Source organism: Pseudomonas sp. FSL L8-0168 (assembly GCF_037976155.1).
Taxonomy (GTDB): Bacteria; Pseudomonadota; Gammaproteobacteria; order Pseudomonadales; family Pseudomonadaceae; genus Aquipseudomonas; species Aquipseudomonas paracarnis.
The window spans coordinates 2026685-2039110 of sequence record NZ_CP150262.1; the positions used below are offsets into that span (position 1 = coordinate 2026685).

General features: G+C 58.2%; 13 protein-coding genes and 1 pseudogene. 4 read left to right on the forward strand and 10 right to left on the reverse strand.

The window, feature by feature from the left end:
• Positions 1-301: 301 nt before the first annotated feature.
• The 6 genes from MHH62_RS08750 to MHH62_RS08775 form a co-directional block, all read right to left on the reverse strand.
• Positions 302-1357, reverse strand: coding sequence for a hypothetical protein (locus MHH62_RS08750; protein WP_339232831.1), 1056 nt, complete (start codon positions 1355-1357; stop codon positions 302-304).
• A gap of 105 nt (positions 1358-1462) precedes the next feature.
• Positions 1463-1879, reverse strand: coding sequence for a hypothetical protein (locus MHH62_RS08755; protein ID WP_020301033.1), 417 nt, complete (start codon positions 1877-1879; stop codon positions 1463-1465).
• Positions 1880-2066: 187 nt separating this feature from the next.
• Positions 2067-2366 (reverse strand): hypothetical protein, encoded by a 300-nt coding sequence (locus MHH62_RS08760; protein ID WP_020301032.1) that lies wholly within the window; start codon positions 2364-2366, stop codon positions 2067-2069.
• A gap of 2 nt (positions 2367-2368) precedes the next feature.
• Positions 2369-3112 carry a hypothetical protein gene (locus MHH62_RS08765; protein WP_046784948.1) on the reverse strand — a complete coding sequence of 248 codons (744 nt, stop codon included), beginning with the start codon at positions 3110-3112 and terminating at the stop codon, positions 2369-2371.
• A 749-nt stretch (positions 3113-3861) separates the two neighbouring features.
• Positions 3862-4476: a hypothetical protein gene (locus MHH62_RS08770; RefSeq protein ID WP_046784947.1), complete on the reverse strand. Its 615-nt coding sequence runs from the start codon at positions 4474-4476 to the stop codon at positions 3862-3864.
• A 79-nt stretch (positions 4477-4555) separates the two neighbouring features.
• Positions 4556-5998, reverse strand: a complete 1443-nt coding sequence (locus tag MHH62_RS08775) for a tyrosine-type recombinase/integrase (RefSeq protein WP_046784946.1) — start codon at positions 5996-5998, stop codon at positions 4556-4558.
• 43 nt (positions 5999-6041) lie between these two features.
• Here MHH62_RS08775 and MHH62_RS08780 point away from each other — a divergent pair.
• Positions 6042-6233, forward strand: a pseudogene (locus MHH62_RS08780) (L-aspartate oxidase); the annotation flags it as partial.
• On the opposite strand, the gene MHH62_RS08785 reads toward MHH62_RS08780, so the two are convergent.
• Both MHH62_RS08785 and MHH62_RS08790 read right to left on the reverse strand, forming a co-directional pair.
• Positions 6202-6648: a protein YgfX gene (locus tag MHH62_RS08785; RefSeq protein WP_003189446.1), complete on the reverse strand. Its 447-nt coding sequence runs from the start codon at positions 6646-6648 to the stop codon at positions 6202-6204. The pseudogene MHH62_RS08780 and the gene MHH62_RS08785 sit on opposite strands and share 32 nt — an antisense overlap.
• Positions 6632-6886 (reverse strand): succinate dehydrogenase assembly factor 2, encoded by a 255-nt coding sequence (locus tag MHH62_RS08790; protein ID WP_014717362.1) that lies wholly within the window; start codon positions 6884-6886, stop codon positions 6632-6634. Before MHH62_RS08790 ends, MHH62_RS08785 begins: the two co-directional genes overlap by 17 nt.
• Before the next feature lie 139 nt (positions 6887-7025).
• Between MHH62_RS08790 and MHH62_RS08795 the strand changes: the two genes are divergently transcribed.
• Positions 7026-7967, forward strand: a complete 942-nt coding sequence (locus MHH62_RS08795; protein ID WP_014717361.1) for a folate-binding protein YgfZ — start codon at positions 7026-7028, stop codon at positions 7965-7967.
• A gap of 36 nt (positions 7968-8003) precedes the next feature.
• Positions 8004-8825: an HDOD domain-containing protein gene (locus tag MHH62_RS08800; RefSeq protein WP_014717360.1), complete on the forward strand. Its 822-nt coding sequence runs from the start codon at positions 8004-8006 to the stop codon at positions 8823-8825.
• Here the strand turns inward: MHH62_RS08800 and MHH62_RS08805 are convergent, their stop codons facing one another.
• Both MHH62_RS08805 and MHH62_RS08810 read right to left on the reverse strand, forming a co-directional pair.
• Complete coding sequence (locus tag MHH62_RS08805; protein WP_014717359.1) at positions 8826-10211, reverse strand: sensor histidine kinase; 1386 nt, start codon at positions 10209-10211, stop codon at positions 8826-8828.
• The gene (locus MHH62_RS08810) at positions 10204-10875 is read right to left on the reverse strand and encodes a response regulator (RefSeq protein WP_014717358.1); all 672 of its coding nucleotides are present in this window, start codon (positions 10873-10875) and stop codon (positions 10204-10206) included. The genes MHH62_RS08805 and MHH62_RS08810 overlap by 8 nt, the downstream gene beginning before the upstream one ends.
• A 235-nt stretch (positions 10876-11110) precedes the next feature.
• On the opposite strand from MHH62_RS08810, the gene MHH62_RS08815 reads away from it, so the two are divergent.
• Positions 11111-12403 carry an OprD family porin gene (locus tag MHH62_RS08815; RefSeq protein ID WP_014717357.1) on the forward strand — a complete coding sequence of 431 codons (1293 nt, stop codon included), beginning with the start codon at positions 11111-11113 and terminating at the stop codon, positions 12401-12403.
• Positions 12404-12426: the final 23 nt, after the last annotated feature.

Below are 12426 nucleotides of genomic sequence, written 5' to 3' on the forward strand. Positions count from 1 at the left end.
GTGAACCGTCAGGTTTGTGAGACCGTATTGAGTGGCAATCTCAAGGATGCCCTCATAGGATTTAGGCCAGCCTCCACCACTTGAGTCGTTGGTGGCCCCTGACTGGAGCAGGGCAAAGCAAACGGCTGCATATGGGGTCAGGTGATCGACTTGTATCTTCGTAACCACCCGTTTGTCCTTGTAGGTATAACAGAGAGTAAAACTCATGGCTGGCCTTGCCGTAACATGGTCGATGCCCAAGCATAGCAACTAAACAGCTCGCCCATGAGGCCCATTACGGACCTCATGGATACAGCGGGTGTTACGGCTTGACGACCACACGGGTGATCAGCGGAAAGTCTACGGTCTCGACCTGAAGTTTCTCAGTAGGGTCCGCTGGGTTTGCCAGCTTCAGCTTGACCTTGGCCTGAGCCATTACGTCAGCGATACCGGTGATTTCGATGTCCCAGCCCTGTACCGAGGCGTTACGGCTGGCGAGGATTGACCACACATCACCGTCGTTACCTTCACGGAACGACAGGGAGGCGAAGCCTTTAGGGAGCATGAAGACGCCACGGTTGCCATCCGAATAGAACTGGGTACGGCAGCCCAACAGGTCCTCAATATCATCTACGCCTGCACGCTGGGCAGCACGCTCAAGGATTGCCTGTTCGGTCATGTGCATCAGCAGCACGAAGTCACTCAGGGAGTTGCCCACTGAGTGGTTGATGCTCAGTGTTAGTTGGTCAATCCAATCCTCAGCACGATCACGTGGTCCAGTGCCAGCAATGGTGACATCCTTGACCTCGACACTTGGGGACTTCAGGAGAATGTCCACGATGGTAGAGCCGCACGCTTTCTCAAAGTCCTGCATGGCCTTATCCAGCATTTGGCCGATGGAGTTGCTGGTGAAACCTGCCACCACATGAGCATCTAACAGAGTCATACGGTGCGAGAAGAACGCGGCGGTATCAGTGGGCTCCGTAAAGATCACGTCACCGGCAACAGCTTCACCCTTTGTAATGGTCGAGGTGTCGTAGATCGACTTACGTGGGTCGAACTCGACGTTGCGGTCGACCATGTTGACCAGTTGCACAGGGGTCGGCTCAGTGCCCTTAGGTCGAAACTCACACGGGATAGCATCAACGGCGTTCTGGTGCCATTCGCCACCATTAAAGAAGTCGTCAAGGACCGCAACGATACCTTCAGCGGCGACGCTGCCGTCACTGCATGGGGCGCTTGTGGATGCCTGGGTGTTGAACTGAAGGTTACCACCATTGCCCCACACGGCCTGCTCATAGGCAGTCGGTGCGCTGTAACGGTCAGTGTTCTCGCGGTGGTCGGCGGATTTGAAAGCGTTCTGTTTACGAGTAGGCATGATTGAGTATCTCCTGAAAGTTTACTTGAAGGGGTTCAACGGGACGCCAACAAGAGCCAGCGCCACCGGAGGCAAGACGGTGTGAGTCAGTAGGTTGCCCGTGAGTCATTCCCACGAGGACCATGAGGACCGGCCATTAGCGGCACGGATAGCAGCACCACGTGCACGGTATTCAGCTTCGCGGGCCTCACGCTTGGCACGGCGACGGGCGACCTCAAGGGCCGTAGGGGTCGCATAGGAAGCAACGCGCTCAGCATGGGCACGAGACTCAGCTAACTGGCGCTCACGCTCGGCTGCTGAATGGGCCTCACGAGCACGAACTGCTCGGACCACAGCGGGGAACGCATCAGCGATCAGACCAGCGTCAAGGTATTGCTTAACGATGGCCTCACGGGCCGAATCATTCTTACCTGCACCAGCGATCAGCCCAGACAGCATCACGCCTTCAGCGAAGGTACGGGTCACGCTCTGGCCTTGGACTTCAACAGTTTCGGGCGTTACGTTTTGAATGTTCAATTGCATGGTAGGTGTCTCCTAAATTCGAGACATTGATTCATGGCCCTGCCGCATAGAGGCAACGTGACCAGATGGCAAGGAGTAGCCGCACGGACCTCTCAAGGACATGATCAATATCTTCTGGGTTTGGGTTGGTGCGATCACGGGTCTGTAACTTGGCGGGGTGTGATCTTGGTGCCGATGGCGGACGGCGTTACAGTAGATGGATGATGCGTTGAGCTTTCCCTAAAGGGACCTTTAAGCGTGCACGGAGTACCGCGTCGATGTGGAGCGATGGTGACCCGATGATCGACTTAACGAAGGCGCTCAGACCGGGGTGATTGGCTTCGAGGTGGGCCAGTAGGGAATCCAAATGGACCCCGCATGATGACTCGCAATAGAAGCTGTTACGGGCACGTCGATCACGCCAGATGCCTCGGAGGGTCAGCAACTTCACGCGGGACGCGGGGGTGACGCACAGGGCATTGAGCTGGTCGAGGAAGGAACTGCTCATAGCTATGCCTCCTTGCATGCACGGCCCCAGCGATCCACACGGGATGCCTGAGTGGCCTTCTTAGCTTTGGCCTGAGCGGCCTTGGCTTCAGCTACGCCGACGTTGATGGTCTCAGTATTTGCACGCAACCAGTCAAGGCCACGGGGTTTGACCCTCCAGCCTTCACGGTTGCCGAAGTCCGATGAGATCGCCACAAAGGCGCCTGATGAGAAACCTTGCTGCTTTGGTCGGATCTGACCAGTACGGCTACCAAAATCGTCACAGACGTGAACGAACATCGCCCCCTTTGCGAGAAATTCAAGAGCAAGTCGAGGCTGTTGAATACCAGCCACACGGCAAGCCTCGGTCCATGTCAGACCCGCGCCGCGAGCCTTCATGTCGAGAGTCGTAGCCTTGGGCATGTTTGCGTCCAGAAGGGCATCTTTATGGCGCAGCTCACGGACGGCACTGTTACGCATGGCGATGAACGCACGAATGACCATCAGGTAAAAGTCGGTTGAAACCCACATGGCGTATGCAATTGCGCCCTCTTCTGTTGCAAGGGTCCCGTTACCGTGGGAGACATGCAAATTTGCATCTTTGATCAGGGCAGCTTGAACAGCATTACGCCACTGACCCGGTTCCCGAACATTCAGAGTCTTGGCGATCTCGTTGAGATTCCACATTCCATCTTCGTTCGGCTTGAAGGTCTGCCCCTCAATCACGATAGGCAGCAGATCAGTTTGGTTATTGGTGTTGGCCAGCATAGTAGTGGACTCCTTTTGAATGCCCCCTGAGTTCGCTCCCACAGGCCGACCGTCAAGGCCCCACTACGGGCATCGACTATGGCTCAAGAAGCATTCAGAAAGACTTGACGTTGATAAAAGCCCAGCGACGGGCGTAGAGGAATTCAGAGCGACCGATTAGCTTAGCGGTCTGTCCCTGTTCTTGTGAGGGTTTTTAATCTGGTCATACTGGAGCACCAACGAGCCGCTACGGTCACACTTCTACAACCACGACATCGAAGGTAGACCCAAGATCTTAATGATCGACCTTAAGGTAACTCTAAGAGCATTCTCTTTAAGTTTTTATTATTTATAGAACTAAACTAATAAAACTTAATCTTAGAGTCATCTTGTAGAGATCTTTAAGTTAAAAGGCCCCTTTATACTGTGCGATCAGAGATAGGAGGCCCAAACCTATCAAGGGTCTATTCACACGAAGTGCGCAGACAGAATCGCTACAGTGGACCTGATGCTGGCCCCGCAGATCCCGTTAGGGCTGCGCTTGGTGGTCGTGGTGTCTTGGACATTGGTCTACCTGAAAGAGGTAACGTTGATCACTGGACGTACACGCCTTGCCCGCAGAGGGCCACCTTTGAGGTGACCTTGCGGCATCTTGAAAGGAAAGCAACGCTGATTTAGCCTGTCCCTCTTTGGGTGAGGGTTTTTAAATCTTCGACGAACGTGTAGCTAACACGTCAGGACTCACAACCGCTCGCATGTCCTTATCGAACCTAACGGCTGGTCTTCCCTGAAGTGACATCAAGGTAGACCTTATTGTTGACTTTCATACCGCCGCAATAAGTGAAGTACACACCTTCGCCACGATTCGTTGAGGCCATCCAGCCACCAATTTCCTTGAAGTCATCCTCAGTACAAGTGCCGTCATCTATCAATGCCCGCGCTGCTTTAGCAAATGGGTCCTTATAAATCCTATAATCGTCTGAACCTTTTACGAGAGAGTAATCTCCACTTGCATCCTCTGAAGGGTCCTTAGGGCGATCTCGGCTAAAATCTTTGCTCTGAACCCATTCAGCAAACTTCCCGTCCTTGATGCCATTAACGGCCGTACAGGCTTTATTTCCAGACTTAATGTACTCGCTGACGCCGCCAGTACAGGATGCAGAATAGGTTTTAGTAATACGCACCCACTGACCTTTACGCTCTAAGATGTCAACGCCTTCCCTGAACATAAGACGGCCTGCGACCCCACACTCTGTAGATGGGCAAGTGTGTCGATCAGTACGATCTGTGGTGACCCATAGTTTTTCCTGCCCCAGCGCATGAGCCGCAAAGACTTGAAGCACTGCACAAAGAGCGAGGCCACTGAAGAAACGTCCATTGTTCAATTGACAGCTCCGTTACTTAGTTAATGTTCCATGATGTCCGCATACTAAGCGCTCGTTGGCGACCAGCATAGATGCAGCCTTAGCTTACCAGCTTCAAAGCTTTCACCAGAGCGTCCGCCATACGGCCCACCTCAACGGCACTCCCAGCCCCGTACAGGTCATAACTGATAGACCCTGAAGCGTGACCCAAGATGGACTCAGCGGTTCCCACAGGCACCTCAGCGGCCTTCAAGGCACCGGCCAGTGAGTGACGCAATGAGTGGAAAGTCTGGGTCCGATCAGCGTTCAAGCTCAAGACATCCCGTAACGCACCATTAAGCAGGTTCGAGAACTGACCAGCGCCCAAGGTGAACAGCCGAGAGTCGGCCTTCCTGACAAACTCAAGGAACGCCTTAAGGTCGAAGCCATAGGCCCCGTCAGTCAGCGGTACGACACGTAGAGCATTCTTGGTCTTGGCTGTCTTGCCATCGTTCCTATTGATGTCGATGACCCACACAGTCCCGACCTGCTTAACGTCAGCCTTGGTCAACTGCCTGAGTTCCTCAATACGGGTCCCAGTGATCACTCCAAGGGACAACGCCCAGCGCTGCCAAGCGTCCACTGGAAGCGACTTAGCGTGAGCCATCAGGGCCTTTACCTGATCCTGAGAGAGCGCCTCACGGGAGCTGTCAGCTCCTTTAGTTGGCTTCAGGCCCTTATCGAAACTCTTATCGAGGTAGCCATTGTTCACAGCCCAATCCATGACCGTTGATAGCCGGGTCAGCAGCTTCTTAACTGTCGAAGGCTTACGGGCCTCAAGGAGCTTTTCCCTGAGGCCCTTCATGTCCTCCCGTGTGTGGCTCTTCATGTCCAAGTCACCAAGGACCGCACCGATGGCCTCACACGATGACTTCACGTCCCGCATGGTGCTGGCCTGAATGCTGTCCTTGCGTTCCTCCATGTAGAGCGCAGAGAGAGACTTAAAGGTCAGACCCGGAGAAGCATTTACAGATTGGGAGAGAAAGAGGGCTTCAGGCGTGCCACAAGGTTCATCGTTGAGGTCCTTAACGATCTCGACCAGCTTCCCTGAACGGCCCCGCATACGCTCCTGAGAGGCCTCAAGGATCTCAAGGGCCTTACTGACTGCCCGCTGCTGATTCACACTCAGAGGCAACGTTGCGGACGCCTTACGCAACGCCAAGTGATGCTCATCGTTGATCATCTCGTAAGCGACCAGTGAGCTGTCACCGTGTGCCATCGTCAAGTTGTACTCAGCGAAGTCAGTCAGGCGCGCGCGCAGTTCATCCCATGACGCCTCTGGGTTGTCCAAGTGGTAGGCCTTGAGGGTCGAAAGGATGTCGTCTGAGATGGTCATTGCGGTGGCCTTGTCGGTGGTCCTGAGTGACAGCGTGAAGAAGCCCTTAACGGTTCCTTGCGGGCGAAGGCGAAGGTAATAGCGACCAGACCGGCGATAGTGGTATGGCTTGGCGAGCGCAGTTTGTAACAGGTTTGTCCCACTTTGGGAGCGGTGGTTGACGGTCATCGGCTGAAACCCCTGTATCCATTGGGTTTAGCCTCACAGGGTCGAGTTCTACAGCAACTACAAGGTCAGCCGCGACCTGATCGAATTGCGCAACCTGGCCCAAGTGGCCGAGCTGATGATCCGGTCGGCCATGGAGCGCAAGGAAAGCCGCGGCTTGCATTACACCCTCGACTATCCACAGATGCTGCCCGAAGCCCGGGACACTATCCTGGTGCCAACCACCTACGCCGGCTGAACTTCAGGCGTACCCGCAGGCGCCGGTGCACATCGGCGGCCTGTGCATCCCTTGGCACGCAGATGGACCGCACTCGCCGTTCACCCTGCGCCCGGTAACGCAACACCACGATCAGCGGCAACGCCAGGCTGTCGGGCCGCAGTTGCACAGGGTGCCACCCGCGTGCGGCGCTCCATAATTGCCAGCCATCGTCGTCACGGCGCAGGCCACGAATCGACGAACGGTGAGTGAGCAGAATTTGCCGCGGTAACACCCAGGCACAATGAGCCAGGCATAACAGGATGCCCAGGCTTGAGTAAGGCAGGTTTAGAACCAGCAGGCTGCCCAGCGCGATCAGTTGGGCAAGCACATAGGCCGCCAGCAACAGCCGCGAGGCCTGCCAGCGGCATTCGAAACGATTACTTGGGCTGGACACGGTCCAGGATCATCCGAACCATGCGCTGCAGCTCCGGGTCTTCGGATTCGGCGCGCTCCATGAACCAGCCAAACATGTCCTGGTCTTCGCACGTAAGCAACCTGACGTAGAGGTCGCGGTCCACCTGATTGAGCGTCGCGTACACCTCTTTGGTGAAAGGCACCAGCAACACATCCAGCTCCAGCATGCCGCGACGGCTGTGCCAGTAGAGGCGATTGATTTCTACATCTTCGACCATGGAGCCCTCCTAAAATAGAGCGCAAGTATACAGCCCAGGCGACACCGGAACAGTCGGCTTTGGTCGACCGCGACGAAACTATGCATTTGCCGGACGCCCCTCTATGATGCACCCATGACTTTTTGACCTGCGATGACCCATGGCTGACTCCGCTTTTTTCTGCTCCCTGTCCCACGAAGGCGTTCTCGCCGTCCGCGGCTCTGATGCTGCCAAGTTCCTGCAGGGCCAACTGACCTGCAACCTCAATTACCTGAGTGAAACCCAGGCCAGCCTGGGCGCGCGCTGCACGCAAAAAGGCCGGATGCAGTCGAGCTTCCGCATCCTGCTGCAGGGTGATGGCGTACTCCTGGCCATGGCCACCGAGTTGCTTGAACCGCAGCTGGCAGATTTGAAAAAGTACGCGGTGTTCTCCAAATCCAAGCTCACCGACGAAAGCGCTGCCTGGGCGCGCTTCGGCCTGGCGAACGCAGACGCGGCCCTGAGCGCCCTGGGCCTCGCGCTGCCGGTCGAGACCGATAGCGTGGCGCGCAACGAAGCATTGATCGCCGTCCGCGTTTCCCCGGGCCGTGCCGAACTCTGGGTACCTGCCGAACACGCCGACGCCGTGCGCAGCCAATTGGCCGCGCAGTTGCAACAAGCTCAATTGAATGCCTGGCTGCTTGGTCAGATCCGTGCCGGTATCGGCCAGGTGATGCCCCAGACGCGCGAGTTGTTCATCCCGCAGATGCTCAACCTGCAGGCCGTGGGTGGCGTCAGCTTCAAGAAAGGCTGCTACACCGGCCAGGAAATCGTCGCGCGCATGCAGTACCTGGGCAAACTCAAGCGGCGCCTGTATCGCCTGAGCCTGGAGGCCGACGAACTTCCCGAGCCAGGCACGCCGCTGTTTTCCCCCAGCCATAACAGCGCAATCGGCGAAGTGGTCATCGCGGCAAAAGCTGACCAGTCGATTGAACTTCTCGCTGTGCTGCAAGCCGAAGCTGCCGACAGTGGCGACGTGCGCTTGGGCACCTTGGAGGGCCCGGGCTTGCACCTGCTTGACCTGCCCTACCAACTGGACCGTGATCGCGAGATCCAGCGTTAATCGCCGTACTTTTTTGCAGCACCCTAGAGAGCATGAATGAACAAGCTGGCGGAAAAAGTCCAACAAGCGTTGGTAACGGCCATCGACAACGATGACCTGGTTCTGCCGACATTGCCGGAGGTGGCCCTGAAAATTCGCCAGGCCGCCGAAGACCCGGACATCAGCATCAGCCACCTGAGCAAAGTGATCAGTCGTGACACGGCCCTGTCGGCGCGCCTGATCAAAGTGGTCAACAGCCCGTTGCTACGGGCCAGCCAGGAAGTCACCGACCTGCACACCGCCATCACCCGGCTTGGTACCAACTACAGCAGCAACCTGGCCATCGGCCTGGTGATGGAGCAGATCTTTCACGCCCGCTCCGAGGTGGTCGAACAGAAAATGCGCGACGTATGGCGCCGCAGCCTGGAGGTGGCGGGCGTGAGCTACGCCTTGTGCCGTCGCCACAGCCACCTCAAGCCAGACCAGGCGGCCCTGGGTGGCCTGGTGCATCAGATCGGCGTGCTGCCGATCCTCACCTATGCCGAGGATCACTATGAGCTGCTGGCCGACCCCGTCAGCCTCAACCACGTCATCGACAGCATCCACCCGGTGCTGGGCGACAAGCTGCTGCGGGTCTGGGACTTTCCCGAGATGCTGGTGAACGTTCCAGGCCAATACCTGGACCTGACACGCGACTCTGCAAGCCTGGACTACGTCGACCTGGTGCAGGTCGCCGCGCTGTACTGCCACCGCGGCACCGACCATCCCCTGGGGACTGCGCCGATTGCCACATTGCCGGCCATCACGAAGTTACGCATAGACCTGCACAGCGACGCCCTGCGCAGCGAACTGGACGAAGCGCGCTCGATGTTTTACTGATCAACCCGCGATAAAACTCACGCGCACCTTAAGCCCCGCCAGCTCGCCATCATGCAGGCTGATCTGCGCCAGGTGCGCACGGCAAATCTCCCCGACAATCGCCAGCCCCAAGCCCGACCCCATGCCCTGCTGGCTGCGTCGATAAAAGCGCTCGAATACCCGGTCCCGCTCATCCAGCGGGATGCCGGGGCCGTCATCCTCCACCTCCAGCACCGCCGGGGCCGTCACGCGCAGAATCACATTGCCGCCAGGCGGGGTATGGGCCAAGGCGTTATCCACCAGGTTACTCAGCAGCTCATTCAACAGCGTCGGTTCGCCGCGCAGCCATACCGGCTCGTCGGCCTCCAGCGCCAGGGCCACGCCCCGCGCGTGGGCCAGCGGCGCCATGGCCATACCGAGCTCACGGGCCAATTGGCTCAAATCGAGCAGTTGCGCACCGCCTTCGGCAATGGCCCGGGCACCGTTTTCGATGCGGGCCAGGGACAACAATTGATTGGCCAGGTGCGTCAGCCGGTCGGTGCCCTGGGCGGCCGTTTCCAGGGTGTTGCGCCAGGTGGCGGGTTCTTCGGCACGCAAGCCCAGTTCCAGCCTGGCCTTGAGCGCCGCCAGGGGGGTGCGCAGCTCGTGGGCAGCGTCGGCAATAAACTGCGCCTGGCGCTCGAACTGCCCGCGCAGACGTTCGGTGAAATGGTTGAGTGAGCGTACCAGTGGGCCGAACTCGTCCTGAACTTCCACCAAGGGCAGGGGCCGCAGATCATCAGGCTGGCGCTCTTCCACCGCTGTACGCAGGCGTTCCAGCGGGCGCAGCGCGGCGCTCACCGCGAACCACACCAGCAATAACGCACCGATGGCGAGCATGCCCAGGCGCAACAAGGTGTCGGCCATCAGGCTGCGGGCCATGGCCACCCGGGCTTCGTCGGTCTCCGCAACACGAATTTCGGCCATGCCGTTCATGTTCGGCTCCGAGACGGCCTTGAGCAGGCTCACCACGCGCACAGGCTGGCCCAAATACATGGCGTTGTAGAACCGCGCCAAGGCCGGGTAATCGTCGGTGCGGGGCGTGCCGGGCGGCGGGCCGGGCAGGTTTTCGTAACCGGAAATCAGTTTCTGATCAATATCATTGACCTGGTAATAAATGCGCCCGGCACTGTCGTAGGCAAAGGTGTCCAGGGCCACATAGGGCACATTGGCGCTGAGGGTGCCGTCCACCTGGGTCAAACCGGCGGCAATGGTGCGTGCCGAGGCCAGCAGCGTGCGGTCATAAGCGGTGTCGGCGGCTTCGCGACCGTTCCAATAAGCGCTCATGCCGCTGGCGAGCATCAACAACACCAGCAATAACGCAAGGTTGCACAGCAAGCGCCAGCGCAGGCTGCTGGGCTTATGCATCACGGGCTTCCAGCAAATAGCCAAGGCCGCGGAAGGTGACGATGGCGATGGGTTGGCCATCGAGCTTCTTGCGCAGGCGATGCACGTAGATTTCGATGGCGTCGGGGCTGGCCTCCTCGTCCAGGCCGAATACCTGGGAAGCCAATTGTTCCTTGCTCATCACGCGCCCCGGCCGGGCGATCAAGGCTTCGAGCACCGCTTGTTCTCGGGAGGTCAAGGTCATCAGCTCGCCTGCGACCGTGAAGCGCCGAGTGTCGAGGTCGTACACAAGCACACCGCAGGTTTGCTGACGCTCGCCGCCCAACACGCTGCGCCGCAACAGTGCCTTGACCCGTGCTTCGAGTTCCGTGAGTTCAAACGGTTTAGCCAGGTAGTCATCGGCGCCCAGGTTCAGGCCGTGCACGCGGTCTTTTACATCACTGCGAGCAGTCAGCATCAGCACCGGCAGATTTTTTCCACGTGCCCGCAAACGCGCGAGCACCTCGAAACCATCCAGGCGCGGCAGCCCTACGTCCAGGATCACCGCGGCGTATTCCTCGCTGCTCAAGGCCAGGTCCGCCGCCACGCCGTCATGCAACACATCAACGGTCAAACCCATGCTCTTGAGCGCTTGGGCGACACTTTCGGCGAGCTGCAGATGGTCTTCAACCAGGAGGACACGCATGGATTTCTACCTCATTCAGGGGTGGTCGGCGCCACGCTTTGCCCGGCAGTTTACAGCCGCAACCTGGCCTGTGAAGCCCGAAAACATTGAAAGGCGATTGAAAGGTTAGTGAAAGCTTCGCCCTTTAGCATCCAACCACGGTGGTCTATGCCCGCCGAGTTGCCTGACCCGTAGCGCCCGAAAAACGCCTCGAAGCGTTTTCGCCAAAATAAGAACAATAACGGAGTACACCACGATGCTGTCGACCCAGCCACAGGCTTGCCCGCCTGTTCGCTCTTGCCGTCTGACCCACACCGCCCTCGCCAGTGCCGCTGCCCTTGCCGGCTTTGCGCCGCTCAGCCAGGCTGCCTTCTTCGAAGACAGTAGCGCGACCCTGGAAACCCGCAACATGTACTTCAATCGCGACTTTCGCGACGGTACCAGTGCGCAGCAATCCAAGCGCGACGAATGGGCCCAGGGCTTCATGCTCAACCTGCAATCAGGCTACACCGACGGCACCGTCGGCTTTGGCGTGGATGCGCTGGGCATGCTCGGCGTCAAGCTCGACTCCAGCCCCGACCGCACCGGCACCGGCCTGCTGCCGACCCACGATGACGGCCGCGCCGCCAACGAGTACGCCAAGCTGGGCCTGACCGGCAAAGTGAAAATCTCGGCGACTGAGCTGAAAATCGGCTCGCTGATCCCCGAACTGCCGATCCTCAAGCCCAACGACGGGCGCATCCTGCCGCAGACCTTCAACGGTGGCTTGATCACCTCCAAGGAATTCAAGAACCTGGTGTTCACCGGTGGCCGCCTGGACAAAGCCAAGGACCGCGACGACACCAACTACGAAGACATCGCGCTCAATAACAAGAACAGCCGCTTCCTCAGCGGTGCCACCGGCAAGCACTTCAACTTCGGTGGCGTCGACTACAAGTTCGCCGACAAGATCACCGGCAGCTACCACTTCGCCCAACTCGACGACGTGTATCGCCAACACTTCTTCGGCATGGTCGCCTCACGCCCGATGGGCCCTGGCACTTTCGCCGCCGACCTGCGGCTGGCCATCAGCGATGACACCGGCTCGGCCCGCGGCGGCAATATAGACAACAAGTCCCTCAACGGCCTGTTCAGCTATGCCCTCAATGGCCATAAGCTCAGCGCCGGCTACCAGCACATGTCCGGCGACAGCGCCTTCCCATATGTGGATGGCAGCGACCCATACCTGGTCAACTTCGTGCAGATCAACGATTTTGCCGGCGCCGAAGAACGCTCCTGGCAGGCACGTTACGACTACGACTTCGCCAAGCTGGGCATTCCTGGCTTGAGTTTCATGAGCCGTTACCTCTCGGGTGACAACATCAAGCTCAAGAACGGCGAGACCGGCAAGGAGTGGGAACGCAACAGCGAGATCAAGTACGTGGTGCAAAGCGGCACGTTCAAAGATGTGGCCGTGCGCCTGCGTAACGCCACCTATCGTTCCAACTACTCGGCCCGTGATGCGGATGAAATGCGCTTGCTGGTCAGCTATAGCGTCGCACTTTGGTAGTACCCCTCATAACAACAACGATG